Consider the following 15799-nt stretch of genomic DNA (forward strand, 5'->3'; position numbering starts at 1 on the left):
GTGGTCTTTTTTACATGGCCCAATCCTGTTTATGGTTGGGCCATGTTTTTCAAAAACAGCTGTTTAAATAGATATTGTTAAAGAAATAATGATGGAAAAGCTCTCAGAAGGCTGAGGAATTCAGGCAAGGATCCGGAGTGAGGATATGAAAAAGAAAAACCGCATCAAAAAAAACGAAGACTTCCAAAAAGTATTCAAGCATGGAAAGTCGATGGCAAATAGACAATTTGTGATCTATATGCTGAATCAGCCTGAAGAAAAAGAATTCCGTTTAGGTTTATCAGTCAGTAAAAAGATAGGAAATGCCGTAACAAGAAACAGAATTAAGCGTCTCGTCCGCCAAGTTTTTCTTGAAGAAAAGGACAGCTTAAAAACAGGCATTGATTATATAGTAATTGCCAGAAAGCCGGCATCGGAAATGGACTATCATGAAGTGAAAAGCAGTTTACTGCACCTTTTCAGAAAAACAAAAGTCCACAGAGCGAGACCGCAGCGCGAAAACTCCATTAAAAATACATAGAAAAATGAAAAAAGAAAAATGAAAGACGTTTTCTTTTTTGAAAGATGTTAAAATAAATGTTGAATAAAGTCGGCAGAACTTGCAGGTTTAGATATTTTGTTAGGAGGAATACCGGTTGAAAAGGAGAATATTGTTAGTGCTTGGCTTAGTGAGCATCATGATGCTTCTTACAGGCTGTACAGAAGTGAACCAGCCAATCACAGAGGAAAGTCAGGGTTTCTGGAATCACTACATTGTGTATCCGTTGTCATGGCTGATCATCTATTTTGCAGAATTAATGGGTAATAGCTACGGACTGTCAATCGTTATCGTAACGCTGATCATTCGTTTTGCGATCTTGCCTTTAATGATTAAGCAGATTAAAAACTCAAAAGCTATGCAGGAATTGCAGCCAGAAATGCAAAAGCTTCGTGAAAAATACAGTTCTAAAGATCAAAAAACACAGCAAAAACTCCAGCAGGAAACAATGGCTTTATTCCAGAAGAATAAAGTAAATCCTCTTGCAGGGTGTTTTCCATTATTAGTTCAAATGCCAATCCTGATCGGTTTTTATCATGCCATTATGAGAACAGAAGCAATCGCAGATCACAACTTCCTGTGGTTTGACCTTGGATCACGTGATCCATTATTCCTTCTGCCGATCATCGCTGGTATTACAACATTCATTCAACAAAAATTGACAATGGCAGGAACAGCAAATCAAAATCCGCAAATGGCTATGCTTTTATATATCATGCCAATTATGATCGTCGTCTTTGCTGTCAGCTTCCCAGCTGCACTATCTTTATATTGGGTAGTCGGAAATCTATTTATGATCGTGCAGACAATGATCATCTACGGACCTGATATTAGAGCGAAAGCACTATTAAAATCGGGAGGAACGAAAAAGTGAGAGAAATAACTGCTACCGGACTTAGCGTCGAAGAAGCAGTACAATCCGCTTTAACACAGCTGAATGCAAGCGAAAAAGAAGTTGAAATTACCGTTCTTGATGAAGGGAAAAAGGGATTTTTAGGACTTTTCGGCGCAAAACCTGCAATGGTAAAAGCCGTTAAACGCCCGAATCCTGCTGAAGAAGCATATCGTTTTTTGACTGAAGTGATCAAAAATATGAATGTCGATGCAAAGGTTGAAATGATTCAGGAAGGCAAAAATGTGACGTTTCAAATTGAAGGAGAAAAGGTAGCGCTTTTAATTGGAAAGCGCGGACAAACACTTAATTCCCTGCAGTATTTGACACAGCTCGCAGCAAATCGTCATTCCAATCACTACCTGCATATCACAGTGGATGCTGAAAACTACAGAACCCGCCGCAAAGAAACGCTTGTTCAGCTCGCTCAGAAACTTGCACACCAGGCTGTTCGTACAAAACGAGAGGTTCCTTTAGAACCTATGCCTTCATATGAACGTAAGATTATCCATGCTGCTCTTGTTAACCAGCAGCATAAGATTAAAACATACTCGGTCGGAGAAGAGCCTAATCGTCATCTGGTGATTGCTCCGAAATAGCAGTGCGAAACCCCGCAGATCATAGATCAGCGGGGTTTTTTTGTGTATTCTTTCATGCTAAAGGGCTTAGAAACCTTTCAGTTGGAAATATTGTTATTAACATGTGGATAAGTTAAAATGATAATAAGAGAATTGTGCGGAATTTCAGTCTGTGGATAATTCGATATTTTTTTCTTTCCAATAAGAAATAACTATGATATCTTATAAATTTGACTGCGTAAATTATGGGAAATTCTATATAGATTTATTTTGAAAGAAGCGGGGTGAAACGGATGGAATTCGATACAATTGCAGCAATATCCACACCGATGGGAGAAGGAGCCATTGCCATCGTAAGACTGAGCGGGGATGATGCAATCGGCATTGCGGACAAGCTGTATTCAGGTCCTTCAGGAAAGAAATTGACAAAGGTCCCGTCGCATACGATTCATTACGGGCATATTGAAGATCCTGATACGGGCCAAATCGTAGAGGAAGTCATGGTATCTGTTTTGAAGGGTCCTAAGACATTTACGAGAGAAGATATAGTAGAAATAAACTGCCACGGCGGGATTGTAACGGTTAACCGTGTCCTGCAGCTTGCATTAAACCACGGTGCCCGGCTTGCGGAGCCTGGAGAATTTACAAAGAGAGCATTTTTAAATGGCCGGATTGATTTATCTCAAGCTGAAGCTGTGATGGATTTAATACGGGCAAAAACAGATCGTGCAATGAATGTTGCGCTTGGACAGATGGAAGGCAGACTGTCCAAGCTGATTCAGCGTCTGCGCCAGGAAATTCTTGAGACACTTGCCCATGTGGAAGTTAACATAGATTATCCTGAGTATGATGATGTAGAAGAAATGACGCACAGCATGCTGATTGAAAAAGCGACACTCGTTAAAAATGAGATTGAAAAGCTGCTTCAAACCTCTCAGCAGGGAAAAATTTTAAGAGAGGGTCTTTCAACGGTTATCGTAGGCAGACCTAATGTTGGGAAATCTTCGCTTCTGAATAGTCTGATTCACGAAAATAAAGCGATAGTAACAGATATACCGGGAACGACAAGGGATGTTATTGAGGAATATGTAAACGTCCGAGGCGTGCCTCTTCGTCTGGTTGATACAGCCGGCATCAGGGAGACAGAGGACATAGTTGAACGGATCGGTGTAGAAAAATCAAGACAGGTATTGAAAAAGGCGGACCTTATCCTGCTCGTACTAAACTACAGTGAGGCTCTTTCAATAGAGGATGAGCAGTTATTTGAAGCTGTCAGCGGCATGGACGTCATTGTGATTGTAAATAAAACAGACCTTCCTGGAAAAATAGACTTGGACCGGGTGAGAGAGCTTGCAAAAGGTTCACCTGTCGTTACGACTTCTCTGCTTGAAGAACAGGGAATTGACCAGCTTGAAGAATCCATCAGCTCGCTGTTTTTTGAAGGCAGCGTAGGCTCTTCAGATTTAACATATGTTTCAAACACAAGGCATATTGCTTTGCTTTCACAGGCAAAACGAACGATTGAAGATGCACTTGACGCGATTGATGCGGGAGTGCCGATTGATCTTGTGCAAATCGATCTTACACGTACGTGGGAGCTGCTTGGTGAAATTATCGGAGATGCTGTTCATGAAAGTTTGATTGATCAGCTGTTTGCACAGTTCTGTTTGGGAAAATAAGAACTGTTCGATGGAAAATATATTCTACTTAATATAGATACACAATTTTTGAAGAGAGCTTAAAATATAAAGGAGGTTCATACCATGGGATATCATGCAGGTGATTATGATGTTGTTGTTGTCGGTGCAGGCCATGCAGGGGTTGAGGCCGCCCTCGCTTCTGCGAGAATGGGTGCAAAAACGCTTGGTCTGACAATAAATCTTGATATGGTTGCTTTTATGCCTTGTAATCCATCAGTTGGCGGACCGGCAAAAGGAATCGTTGTGCGTGAAATCGATGCTTTGGGCGGGGAAATGGCCAAAAATATCGATAAAACACATATTCAAATGAGAATGCTGAATACAGGCAAAGGACCGGCTGTGCGTGCGCTGCGGGCTCAGGCGGATAAATTTACGTATCAGCATGAAATGAAGAAAACGATGGAAAATGAACGGAATCTTACAATGCTTCAGGGAATGGTCGACCGTCTTATCATTGAAGACGGAGAATGCCGTGGCGTTATCACTCAAACGGGTGCGGAATATCGCGCGAAAACAGTTGTTCTGACTACAGGCACATTTTTAAGAGGGAAAATCATATTAGGTGAACTGCAATATTCAAGCGGACCTAATAATCAGCAGCCTTCTATTAAATTATCAGAGCATCTGCAGGAAATCGGACTTGACATGGTCCGTTTTAAAACAGGAACACCGCCTCGTGTAAACAGTCATTCAATTGATTACAGCAAAACAGAAATTCAGCCGGGTGACGACGTTCCCCGCGCTTTTTCCTATGAAACGACAAAATATATTACCGATCAGCTTCCATGCTGGCTGACTTATACAAGTGAAGAAACTCATAAAATCATCGACGATAATCTCCATCGTTCGCCAATGTATTCAGGTATGATTAAAGGAACTGGCCCGCGTTACTGTCCTTCAATTGAAGATAAGGTCGTCCGTTTTAATGATAAGCCCCGTCATCAGATTTTCCTTGAGCCGGAAGGCAGAAACACACAGGAAGTATATGTTCAGGGATTATCAACAAGTCTTCCGGAAGATGTACAGCGAAGAATTCTTGCATCCATACCCGGCCTGGAAAAAGTGGAAATGATGCGTGCAGGCTATGCGATTGAATATGATGCAATCGTACCTACACAGCTATGGCCAACCCTTGAAACCAAAAAGGTTCCAGGTCTCTTTACAGCGGGACAAATTAATGGCACATCAGGCTATGAAGAAGCAGCAGGACAGGGCTTAATGGCCGGAATTAATGCAGCCAGTAAAGCACTTGGCAAAGAAGAAGTCATCTTGAGCCGCTCAGATGCTTATATTGGAGTATTAATTGATGATCTTGTCACAAAAGGCACAAATGAGCCGTATCGTTTATTAACGTCCAGAGCGGAATATCGCCTGCTTCTTCGTCATGATAATGCCGACTTGCGTTTAACGGATATTGGACGTAAGATTGGACTTATCAAAGAAGAACGCTATAGCGCATTTTTACTTAAAAAAGAAGCAATTGAAGCAGAGAAAAAACGTCTGAACTCTGTCATCATCAAACCAAATGAGCAGACACAGGAGTTAATCAGACGTGCAGGCGGCAGTGAACTGAAAGACGGAATCCGTGCATCAGATCTTATTAAACGTCCTGAAATGAATTATGAGCATATTCATGCTTTAGCACCGGCTGATGAAAATATTTCCGGAGAAATAGCCGAACAGGTTGAAATTCAAATTAAATATGAAGGCTATATTGAAAAGTCCCTTCAGCAGGTAGAAAAGCTGAAGAAAATGGAAAACAAAAAGATTCCGGAAAATATCGATTACGATGCGATTTCAGGCATCGCTTCTGAAGCACGCCAGAAACTGAAGGAAGTCAGACCGCTTTCAATGGCACAGGCATCCCGTATTTCAGGGGTAAATCCAGCAGACATCTCCATCCTTCTCGTGTATATGGAGCAAGGAAGAATAGCTCGTGTTTCTAACGAATAAAGCAGATCAGAAAGGTTTTGAGTATGGACATTTCTTTATTTAAATCCAGTCTTGAGGAAAAGGGAATCTCGCTTTCCGCAAAGCAGCTGGAGCAATTTGAGACTTACTACGAATTGCTTGTAGAGTGGAATGAGAAAATGAATTTAACTTCAATTACAGAGAAAAAAGAAGTTTATCTTAAACATTTTTATGATTCTATTTCTGCTGCTTTCTATTTTGATTTTACAAAACCGCTCTCCATTTGCGATGTAGGTGCAGGTGCAGGGTTTCCAAGTCTTCCGATTAAAATATGCTTTCCGCATTTGAAAATTGCGATAGTTGATTCTCTTCAAAAGAGAATTACATTTTTAGATCATCTGACAAAATCACTGAACCTTTCCGACGTATCTCTTTACCATGACAGAGCAGAAACGTTTGGAAAAAACAAAGCTTTCAGAGAAACCTATGATGTTGTGACAGCACGGGCTGTAGCGCGTTTATCTGTTTTGAGCGAGCTTTGCCTGCCGCTTGCTAAAACAGGCGGTCACTTCGTAGCAATGAAAGCTGCATCAGCTGAGGAAGAGATGATGAAAGCCGAAAAAGCGCTTAATACGCTTGGCGGCAAGGTGAAGGGAAAGTATGCCTTTGAGCTGCCGCTTGAGGAAAGTGAGCGCTCAATCATTATTATTCATAAACAAAAATCAACACCTGCAAAATATCCGCGTAAACCAGGTACGCCTAATAAACTTCCATTAGAATAGAAAAACAATACGTGGAAAGTTCGTTTTGCATGCAGGAATAAAGAGACTTGAAAGAGAATTAATATGATGGCAGTTTCTAAAGGTGGTGTAGGCGCATGAAGCATCCATTCTCTCGTTTTTTCGGTTTGGGAGAAAAAGAAGATACAGCAGAAAAAACAGCAGTAATTGAAACAGAAGAAATTGATGATTCCGTATATGATGAGGTTAAAAAGATTTCCGTTGAGGAAATCGTGCCAAATCGCTTTCAGCCGCGTACCGTTTTTGCGGATGAAAAAATAGAAGAGTTATCGCTTACGATACGTACGCATGGGATTATTCAGCCGATTGTTGTACGTCAGGTTGATGGAAGATATGAAATTATTGCCGGGGAAAGACGGTTTAGAGCTGTCCAAAAACTAGGATGGGAAACAATTCCAGCTATTGTAAAGGATTTCAATGACACAGAAACAGCTTCTGTAGCTTTAATTGAGAACCTGCAGCGCGAGGAGCTATCAGCCATTGAAGAAGCCGTGGCCTACGCAAAGCTGCTGGAACTTCACGACTTGACTCAAGAAGCCCTTGCCCAGCGTCTGGGAAAAGGACAGTCTACAATTGCCAATAAGCTCAGACTGTTAAAGCTTCCTCAGGAAGTTCAGGATGCTTTGCTCCAAAAGAAAATTACAGAGAGACATGCAAGAGCACTCATTCCTTTGAAGAAACCAGATCCGCAAATCACATTGCTCTATGAAATCATTGAAAAGCAGTTAAATGTCAAGCAAACAGAAGACCGCGTTGTCAAAATGCTTGAGAAAACCAGCCCAAAAGCTAAACCAAAACGCAAAGCATTCAGTCGGGATACCCGTATTGCGATGAATACCATCCGTCAATCTTTGACAATGGTGCAGGATACTGGCGTAAAAATAAATGCTGAAGAAGAAGAATTTGAAGAATACATTCAATTCACTATTAAAATACCTAAGTAGCTCTCTGCCATTTGAGTAGAGAGTTTTTTCTATGTTTATGAAATGATAAAAATCTGTCGGCCTGCGCAATCTGACGATACCGCTTTTCTAACTTGTATGCGCATTTTCAAGAATTGCAAAAAAGTTCAAACCATTGGCAAAGTTTCGTGATAAAATAGAGAGCATGATAGAGTTCATGTTTAGTGAAAGCAGGTGACATTGTGGGGAAAATTATTGCCATTGCGAACCAGAAAGGCGGAGTCGGAAAAACGACAACTTCCGTTAATCTTGGTGCGTGCTTAGCATATATAGGAAAACGAGTTCTTCTCGTCGATGTTGACCCACAAGGAAATGCGACAAGCGGTATAGGAATTGAAAAAGCCGATGTAGAACATTGTGTTTATGATATTTTAGTTGATGATGTCGATGTAACAGAAGTCATTAAGCCAACTGCTGTCGAAAATTTGGATGCAATTCCGGCTACAATCCAGCTTGCGGGTGCCGAAATTGAACTTGTGCCAACCATTTCTAGAGAAGTCCGTCTGAAACGTGCGCTTGAAAAAGTAAAACATAATTATGACTATATGATTATTGACTGTCCTCCGTCTTTAGGGTTGCTGACAATCAATGCCTTAACAGCCTCAGATGCTGTGCTGATTCCTGTTCAATGTGAATATTATGCACTTGAAGGATTGAGTCAGCTGCTGAATACTGTGAGGCTTGTTCAAAAACATTTAAATACCGACTTAATGATAGAAGGCGTACTTTTAACAATGCTTGATGCACGCACCAATTTAGGAATTCAGGTTATTGAAGAAGTCAAAAAGTATTTTCGCGATAAAGTATACAAAACGATTATTCCACGAAATGTCCGTTTAAGCGAAGCACCAAGTCATGGACAGCCGATTATTATTTATGACCCGCGCTCAAGGGGCGCTGACGTATACTTAGAATTGGCAAAGGAAGTGGTTGTTAATGGCTAAAGGGTTAGGTAAAGGAATCAATGCTTTGTTTACGAATATGGAAGTAAGCAAAGACGAAACGCTGCAGGATATTAAAATCAAAGATCTGCGTCCAAATCCTTATCAGCCCCGCAAAACATTTTTGCCAGGAGCGATTGAAGAATTGAAAGAATCCATCCTTCAGCACGGGATTCTTCAGCCGATTATTGTCCGTAAAAGCATTAAAGGCTATGAGATTGTAGTTGGCGAGCGCCGTTTTCGTGCAGCAAAGGCAGCAGGCCTCCAGGCAGTGCCGGCCGTCATAAGAGAGCTTACAGAGCAGCAGATGATGGAGCTTGCGCTTTTAGAAAATCTTCAGCGCGAAGATTTATCTCCAATTGAAGAAGCGGCAGCCTATCAGTCCCTGCTTGACCATTTGCATATAACGCAAGAAGAGCTTGCGAGACGCCTGGGCAAAAGCAGACCGCATATAGCCAATCATCTAAGATTGCTGTCCCTTCCTGAAGACATTCAAACACTTATTTCTGAAGGCAAGATTTCAATGGGCCATGGCAGAACATTGCTTGGACTGAAGAAAAAAGACAAGTTGAAGCCTTTAGCGGACAAAATAATGAAAGAGCAGCTTAATGTCCGTCAAGTTGAGCTCTTCGTGCAGCAGTTAAACGAAAATGTTTCACGTGAAACGAAAAAGAAAACAGGCAGTCAGGATATCTTCATTAGAGAAAGAGAATCCTACCTGCGTGAATATTTCGGGACGTCCGTTACGATTAAGCAGCAGAAGAAAAAAGGGAAAATCGAAATTGAATTTTTCTCTAAAGAGGATTTGGAAAGAATTTTAGAGTTGCTTGAAGCTGAGCAATCATCTTAAGCGGCCATCTGACAGAATAGATGGCTTCTTTTTATGTTTTAGAAAACGATAAAAATGTTCAGCGCCAGCACATGACTTATCTGCCGTTACAGGTGCGGCAAGCTGGAGCTGAATAAAGGCTTGCGCTTTTAAGCGGAAAGAGGGATTTAAGTGGTGTTATTAGGAAGTTTAGTAAATGCAGCTGGGATTATCATCGGCTCCCTTCTAGGTTTATTGCTTCGCAGAATACCGGAATCAATGAAACAAACAGTTATGACAGGCATAGGTCTTTTTGTGATGGTACTAGGCCTTGATATGGCGCTTGAAAGTGAACAGCTGTTTATTGTGATTATCAGTCTTGTTTTTGGCGCAGTCATAGGAGAAGCAATTGATATTGAGAAGAAACTGCATCAAGTGGGATATTGGCTTGAGAAAAAACTGAGCAGAAATCAGACCGGGGATTTTGCACAAGGTTTTGTGTCCGCTACCCTTATTTTTGTCATTGGAGCAATGGCAATTGTGGGATCTCTTGATAGCGGATTGAGACAGGATCATGATATTTTGTACACAAAGTCGATGATTGATGGCTTTACGAGCATGGTTCTTTCAAGCACGCTTGGCATTGGCGTTCTTCTTTCAGCAGTCCCTGTTTTCATTTATGAAGGCGCCATCGCATTGTTTGCGAATGTCATTCATCAGTATGTACCAGATTCTTTGCTTAAAGAACTGATTTCTGAAATTACGGCTGTCGGCGGGATTCTGATCTTTGCAATTGGAATCAATATGCTTGCAATAAAAGCAATCCGTGTTGCGAATTTGCTGCCGAGCCTGGCAGTTGTGACAGTCATTATTATTTTCATGAATATGGTTTAATTGATGTTCACATCCTTGGCATGATTAAGCCAGGAGCTCTTCGTCTTTAATGAGATTTTTTTAAGTTCGATCTGCTGATCAGCAAGAATAATGCTTTTTGCAATAATTGAAGCCATTGTCATAACAAGATGCAGTCTTGTATTCTGCAGAACAAAGAATTCCATAAATCCGCTGACGTTTACGATTCCATTAATATGAATGTCTCCCACTTCAGGGAGCACTTTGTTTACACCCGCACCAGGCTTGATCGGACCTGCTCCAACTTGAAAAGTCCCTACACTTTTCAGTCTGCCAAGGCATGCATCAATTGCCAGAATGAATGGATTATCGAACGTTTGTTCTATTTTTTGGATGGTTTCTTCAAGGTTAACTGCATGGACAGGGTGCTCGAGCGTTCCATAAACATGAAAATGCTTCAGACCGGCATCATTAAGTTTAGTGCCTACTAATGGACCTAAGCAATCACCGGTTGAGCGGTCTGTGCCAATGCAGAGAACTACAATTGGTTTCCGTACAGAAAGAAGGAGTTTCATTTCTGATGATAAGTGTTCTGCCGCATGGTCATCTTCATAATAAATTCGGTCACGCTGCGGTTTTAAAAAGCCGGATTTAAAATTCATCATTTCACTCCTTCAATATAGTAGTAACAGTATACGGAAGAATATAGAAATCTATACATAATTAAGAGATATTAAGAGTTTTTGCCATGCACTGTAATTTGCTTTGAAAAGTTGTTAAAATAAAACCTATCTTTATGATTGCAACGTGTGTTTCTTCCTAATAGAAAGGTTGATCTGATGTGGATTTTATAAATAAGCTTATCGAAAAAATGGGTGCTTCTCTTCTTAACGAAGATTTATGGCTGGATTTCGGAGTAGGTCTGCTGAAGATTATTGGCATTATGATTCTTGCAACAATCCTTATTCGCGTTGGCAATGTCGTCATCGGGAAGATTTTTATGCTGAGAACAAAGTCGCCGCTCCGCATTTCAGAGCGCCGGGAAAATACCCTGGTCAAGCTGCTTGATAATGTTCTGACATACCTCGTTTATTTTGTCGCTCTGCTGATGATTCTTGAGACGCTGAGTTTTGATGTGAAGGCTCTGCTGGCGGGAGCGGGTATTGTCGGGCTTGCTGTCGGATTCGGTGCACAAAATTTAGTCAGGGACATTATTACGGGATTCTTCATTATTTTTGAAGATCAATTTTCAGTAGGTGACATGATCCGTGTCGGCCAATTTGAAGGAACGGTAGAAGAAATTGGACTTCGCACGACAAAGATCAAGAGCTGGACGGGTGAAATCAATATTCTTCCAAATGGAAATATTACCGAAGTGACGAATTTCTCCGTAAATAACAGCGTCGCTTTTGTAGATGTCAGTATTGCGTATGAGGGAGATATTCCGAAAGCAGAAAGGGTCATTGAAGATCTCCTGCTTGAGCTGCCTGATAAATATGAAGAAATGGTAGCACCGCCTGAATTGCTTGGCGTCCAAAACCTTGGTCCGTCTGAAGTTGTCTTGCGGGTAGTCAGCGAAGTCCTTCCTATGAAGCATTTTCATATATCCCGTGTGCTGAGAAAGGAAATTAAGATGAGGCTTGATGAGCACGGCATTGAAATTCCATTCCCTCGCATGGTTATGTATACAAGGCAGGATGAAGGGGCTAAACAAAAGGAAAGGATGAGCGAATAGTGGACAAGGAATTTGGCATAAATGACGTTGTCGAAATGAAAAAACCTCATCCATGCGGTGTGAATCGCTGGAAAATCATCAGAATGGGCATGGATATCCGCATAAAATGCGAAGGCTGTGCTCACAGCGTGATGATTCCGAGACGGGATTTCGCCCGGAAAATGAAAAAAAGACTGGTCAAGCATGAAGAATAAATGTTTCATGGCTTAAAAATTGGTTTATTTAGGGAGGAAACCTTGTTTTTCGGTTGGTTTCCCCCTTTTTTAAGGGAAAAGAAAGGATAAAATTTTGCGCTTCGATGGCGAGCGGAATCGCCTAACTCCTCGGCCAGAACGGATCCTCCAGTAAAGGCAAAAAGCGCCTTTTCTGACGGATCCTTATCTGTCTGTCGGAGCTAAACGGGCGCTTGCGCTTTTCTTTTAAAACCAGATTTTAACCATTCATGACATCCCCTCTTAAGCTTGTCATTTCATGCGTTACTATCTATAATTGTTGAAGATTGGTTAGAATTCGGATTAATCGATTATATATTGTTCATATAGAGGAGTGGAAATAACCATGGCTTTAACCGCTGGTATTGTTGGACTTCCGAACGTAGGAAAGTCAACGCTTTTTAACGCCATTACACAGGCCGGTGCAGAATCTGCAAACTACCCGTTCTGTACAATCGACCCTAACGTAGGGATTGTAGAAGTGCCGGATGAGCGTCTTCAAAAGCTTACAGATCTTGTGAAACCAAAGAAAACGGTTCCGACTGCATTTGAATTTACCGATATTGCAGGAATTGTTAAGGGTGCAAGTAAAGGAGAAGGACTTGGAAACAAGTTTCTTTCACATATTCGTCAAGTAGATGCGATTTGTCACGTTGTACGCTGTTTCGCAGATGATAATATTACACACGTTTCAGGAAAAGTAGATCCAATTGATGATGTTGAGACAATCAATCTTGAGTTGATTTTAGCGGATTTAGAGTCAGTAGACAAGCGTATTGAGCGTGTCGGAAAGCTTGCTAAACAAAAAGACAAAGAGGCTGTTTATGAGCACGAGGTTCTGTTAATGCTGAAAGATGCATTTGAAAACGACAAACCTGCCCGCTCAGTGGAATTCACAGATGAACAGATGAAAATTGTTAAGCATCTTCATTTGCTTACAAGCAAACCTGTTTTGTATGTAGCTAATGTATCTGAAGATGAAGTGGCTGATGCTTCTAATAACGAATATGTAAAAGCAGTCCGCGAATTTGCCGCAAATGAAAAAGCCGAAGTGATTGTTGTATGTGCGAAGATTGAATCTGAAATTGCTGAACTTGACGGAGAGGAAAAAGAAATGTTCCTTGAAGAGCTTGGCATTGAAGAATCAGGTCTTGATCAGCTTATTAAAGCTTCATACAAACTTCTTGGTCTTGCGACATATTTCACAGCGGGTGTACAGGAAGTCCGCGCGTGGACATTTAAAAAAGGGATGAAGGCTCCGCAATGCGCCGGCGTTATTCACTCTGACTTCGAACGCGGCTTTATCCGCGCGGAAACAGTTTCCTATGAAGATCTGCTGAATGCAGGAACTATGGGAGCAGCACGAGAAGCCGGGAAAGTGCGTTTAGAAGGAAAAGAATACATCGTAAAAGATGGCGACGTCATTCATTTCCGTTTTAATGTTTAATTCGGTTGCTTAAAGTCGTTTTGTTTGCTATAATTTAAACTTGTGAGTAATTGAATTGTTTAATTGCTCCTTGCCCGTTCAGGGCCGTTTAGACCAAAAGGAGGTGTAAGAGATGAATAAATACGAAATCATGTATATCATCCGTCCAAACATTGAAGATGAGGCTAAAAAAGCTCTAGTTGAGCGTTTCAACACAATCTTAGCTGACAATGGTGCGGAAGTTGAAGAAACAAAAGAGTGGGGCAAACGTCGCCTTGCTTATGAAATCAACGATTTGCGTGACGGTTACTACATGCTTCTTCAAGTTGCATCAAAGCCGGAAGCTGTTCAAGAATTTGACCGCTTAGCGAAAATCAGCGAAGACATCATGCGTCACATGGTAACTAGAAAAGAAGTGTAATTCATATAGATTAGATATCTTTAAAAAAGGATGATTCTGATGATGAATCGGGTTGTTTTAGTCGGCAGACTAACAAAAGATCCAGAACTGCGCTACACACCAGCTGGAGCAGCAGTTGCTACTTTTACATTAGCTGTAAACCGCGCCTTCACAAACCAGCAGGGTGAAAGAGAAGCGGACTTCATTAACTGTGTCGTATGGCGCCGTCCGGCTGAAAATGTTGCAAATTTCCTCAAAAAAGGAAGTTTGGCAGGAGTAGATGGACGTCTTCAATCACGCAGCTATGAAGACCAGACTGGCAAACGCGTTTATGTAACTGAAGTGGTTGCAGAAAGCGTACAGTTTCTTGAACCTAAAAGCGGCAGTGGAAACAGCGGCGGCGGTGGCGGAAACAACAACAATTATTATGGCGGAGGCCAGGGTGGACAAGGCGGACAGCAAAATCCATTCAGCCAAAATCAAAATCAAAATCAAAATCAGAATCAGCGTAATCAAGGCCGTTCGAACTTTGATGACGATCCATTCGCTAATGATGGAAAGCCGATTGATATCTCTGATGATGACTTACCGTTTTAAAACATATAGTACGAGCATTTCTTAATGGAAGGAGGAAATAACTATGGCAGGCGGACGCAAAGGTGGACGTGCAAAACGTCGTAAAGTGTGCTACTTCACTGCACACGGAATCACTCACATCGATTACAAAGATGTAGATTTGCTTAAAAAATTCGTTTCTGAGCGTGGTAAAATCTTACCTCGTCGTGTAACAGGAACAAGCGCTAAATACCAACGTAAATTAACGATTGCTATTAAACGCTCTCGTCAAATGGCTTTACTTCCATACGTATCTGGCGAATAATAAGATGAAAAAGGCAGTGAGGATTCCTTGCTGCTTTTTTATTATTCTGAAATCTTTTTGCGGATGAAAGGATAAGTGTTCTGATCTATTTGATTTGTCACACACGGTTCATTTAAAATAAGCTTGGAAGTATAAAAGAGGTGAAACTGTGAAAAGGGTTAACGTACTGACAGAAGGTGCAATTTTACTTGCGCTTTTTACTGTATTAACATTAATGACACTTTATCTGCCGCTGATCGGGGCATTTTTAATGGTCTTTTTGCCATTGCCGTTTATCCTTTATACGGTAAGACACGGGATCAAAGCTGCTTTCACTCTAATGGCCGCTTCGATCTTTATTACATTGATAGTTGGTTCTTTGTTTGCTTTGCCATTAACTTTAACATATGCCCTCAGCGGAATCGTGATGGGCTACTTTTATCAGAAAAGGCAAACAGCCGGAGCTTTGATCGGGGGCACAATTGCATTTCTAATCAGCTTTGTTGTCATGTATGCAGCGTCCGTGGCATTTTTTCAAATCGATCCAATTGAAGAAGCTGCAGGCAGCATGAATGAAACGATTGAAATGGCAAAATCAATGATGGCTGCAATTGGTCAAGAAGCAAATGAAGCAGCGATTAATCAATTAGAAGAGCAAATGAAGTACATAGGCTACTTAATTCCAAGTTTGCTTGTAAGTGTTTCTTTTATCTTTGCTTTACTTTCTCATGCTGTGACGGTTCCTGTTCTAAAAAGACTGAAAATCCAGCTGATGCCGTTAAAGCCATTCCGGGAGTGGAAGCTGCCGTCAAGCATTGTCTGGTATTACTTGATTGTCAGTTTCTTATTATTTTTAAATCTTGATACAGGAAGCTTTCTTTATATTGCTGCTGTAAACTTGCTGTTTGTTCTGCAGGTGCTGCTGGTCGTACAGGGTTTCTCTTTTATTTTCTTTTACAGTCATGTGAAAAAATATTCGAAAGCTGTGCCTGTTATAGCAGTCATTCTTTCTTTGATTCTGCCGATCCTGATGTATCTTGTGCGAATCTTAGGTATAATTGATTTAGCTTTTAATTTAAGGGGTCGCGTGAAGAAATAGCACAATTGCGCATAAACTAGATTCATACAGTGCGCAGCAGGAGTAAGCCGCAATCTTACGTATGTTTCACTGTTTTTTGAGGAGCT

At 41.2% G+C, this 15799-nt stretch carries 18 protein-coding genes; 17 read left to right on the plus strand and 1 reads right to left on the minus strand.

What is annotated here, in order from left to right:
• The first annotated feature begins 145 nt into the window (after positions 1-145).
• The 10 genes from rnpA to ABEQ24_RS07205 all read left to right on the plus strand — a co-directional run bounded on the left by rnpA (position 146) and on the right by ABEQ24_RS07205 (position 10024).
• On the plus strand, positions 146-520 hold the full coding sequence (gene rnpA, locus ABEQ24_RS07160; RefSeq protein ID WP_070878916.1) for a ribonuclease P protein component: 375 nt from the start codon (positions 146-148) through the stop codon (positions 518-520).
• 115 nt (positions 521-635) lie between these two features.
• Positions 636-1412 (plus strand): YidC family membrane integrase SpoIIIJ, encoded by a 777-nt coding sequence (gene spoIIIJ, locus ABEQ24_RS07165; RefSeq protein WP_070878915.1) that lies wholly within the window; start codon positions 636-638, stop codon positions 1410-1412.
• Positions 1409-2029 carry an RNA-binding cell elongation regulator Jag/EloR gene (gene jag, locus ABEQ24_RS07170; protein ID WP_430006140.1) on the plus strand — a complete coding sequence of 207 codons (621 nt, stop codon included), beginning with the start codon at positions 1409-1411 and terminating at the stop codon, positions 2027-2029. The genes spoIIIJ and jag overlap by 4 nt, the downstream gene beginning before the upstream one ends.
• Positions 2030-2301: 272 nt before the next feature.
• Positions 2302-3687 carry a tRNA uridine-5-carboxymethylaminomethyl(34) synthesis GTPase MnmE gene (gene mnmE / locus ABEQ24_RS07175; RefSeq protein WP_430006141.1) on the plus strand — a complete coding sequence of 462 codons (1386 nt, stop codon included), beginning with the start codon at positions 2302-2304 and terminating at the stop codon, positions 3685-3687.
• Positions 3688-3771: 84 nt separating this feature from the next.
• A complete protein-coding gene (gene mnmG / locus ABEQ24_RS07180; protein ID WP_430006142.1) occupies positions 3772-5661 on the plus strand; it encodes a tRNA uridine-5-carboxymethylaminomethyl(34) synthesis enzyme MnmG in 1890 nt (629 codons plus the stop codon).
• Positions 5662-5684: 23 nt separating this feature from the next.
• Entirely contained in the window at positions 5685-6401 is a 717-nt protein-coding gene (gene rsmG, locus ABEQ24_RS07185; protein ID WP_430006143.1) for a 16S rRNA (guanine(527)-N(7))-methyltransferase RsmG, read from the plus strand.
• 95 nt (positions 6402-6496) lie between these two features.
• Positions 6497-7363: a nucleoid occlusion protein gene (noc, locus tag ABEQ24_RS07190; protein WP_430006144.1), complete on the plus strand. Its 867-nt coding sequence runs from the start codon at positions 6497-6499 to the stop codon at positions 7361-7363.
• Positions 7364-7563: 200 nt separating this feature from the next.
• On the plus strand, positions 7564-8325 hold the full coding sequence (locus ABEQ24_RS07195) for a ParA family protein (RefSeq protein ID WP_070878939.1): 762 nt from the start codon (positions 7564-7566) through the stop codon (positions 8323-8325).
• Positions 8318-9172, plus strand: coding sequence for a ParB/RepB/Spo0J family partition protein (locus tag ABEQ24_RS07200; protein WP_430006145.1), 855 nt, complete (start codon positions 8318-8320; stop codon positions 9170-9172). Before ABEQ24_RS07195 ends, ABEQ24_RS07200 begins: the two co-directional genes overlap by 8 nt.
• 150 nt (positions 9173-9322) lie before the next feature.
• The gene (locus ABEQ24_RS07205) at positions 9323-10024 is read left to right on the plus strand and encodes a DUF554 domain-containing protein (protein WP_430006146.1); all 702 of its coding nucleotides are present in this window, start codon (positions 9323-9325) and stop codon (positions 10022-10024) included.
• Here ABEQ24_RS07205 and yyaC read toward each other — a convergent pair.
• On the minus strand, positions 10021-10644 hold the full coding sequence (gene yyaC / locus ABEQ24_RS07210; RefSeq protein WP_430006147.1) for a spore protease YyaC: 624 nt from the start codon (positions 10642-10644) through the stop codon (positions 10021-10023). The genes ABEQ24_RS07205 and yyaC overlap by 4 nt on opposite strands.
• A gap of 179 nt (positions 10645-10823) precedes the next feature.
• On the opposite strand from yyaC, the gene ABEQ24_RS07215 reads away from it, so the two are divergent.
• The 7 genes from ABEQ24_RS07215 (at position 10824) to ABEQ24_RS07245 (ending at position 15713) form a co-directional block, all read left to right on the plus strand.
• Entirely contained in the window at positions 10824-11717 is an 894-nt protein-coding gene (locus ABEQ24_RS07215) for a mechanosensitive ion channel family protein (protein WP_430006148.1), read from the plus strand.
• On the plus strand, positions 11714-11911 hold the full coding sequence (locus ABEQ24_RS07220) for a DUF951 domain-containing protein (RefSeq protein WP_430006355.1): 198 nt from the start codon (positions 11714-11716) through the stop codon (positions 11909-11911). The genes ABEQ24_RS07215 and ABEQ24_RS07220 overlap by 4 nt, the downstream gene beginning before the upstream one ends.
• 364 nt (positions 11912-12275) lie before the next feature.
• On the plus strand, positions 12276-13376 hold the full coding sequence (gene ychF, locus ABEQ24_RS07225; RefSeq protein ID WP_430006149.1) for a redox-regulated ATPase YchF: 1101 nt from the start codon (positions 12276-12278) through the stop codon (positions 13374-13376).
• Between the two features lie 112 nt (positions 13377-13488).
• Positions 13489-13776, plus strand: a complete 288-nt coding sequence (gene rpsF, locus ABEQ24_RS07230) for a 30S ribosomal protein S6 (RefSeq protein ID WP_070878903.1) — start codon at positions 13489-13491, stop codon at positions 13774-13776.
• Between the two features lie 39 nt (positions 13777-13815).
• Positions 13816-14352 carry a single-stranded DNA-binding protein gene (gene ssb / locus ABEQ24_RS07235; RefSeq protein WP_430006150.1) on the plus strand — a complete coding sequence of 179 codons (537 nt, stop codon included), beginning with the start codon at positions 13816-13818 and terminating at the stop codon, positions 14350-14352.
• A gap of 43 nt (positions 14353-14395) precedes the next feature.
• On the plus strand, positions 14396-14635 hold the full coding sequence (gene rpsR, locus ABEQ24_RS07240) for a 30S ribosomal protein S18 (protein WP_029282950.1): 240 nt from the start codon (positions 14396-14398) through the stop codon (positions 14633-14635).
• Positions 14636-14783: 148 nt separating this feature from the next.
• Complete coding sequence (locus ABEQ24_RS07245) at positions 14784-15713, plus strand: YybS family protein (RefSeq protein ID WP_430006151.1); 930 nt, start codon at positions 14784-14786, stop codon at positions 15711-15713.
• The last annotated feature ends 86 nt before the right edge of the window (positions 15714-15799 follow it).

The organism is Metabacillus idriensis (assembly GCF_050483325.1).
Classification (GTDB): domain Bacteria; phylum Bacillota; class Bacilli; order Bacillales; family Bacillaceae; genus Bacillus_P; species Bacillus_P idriensis_A.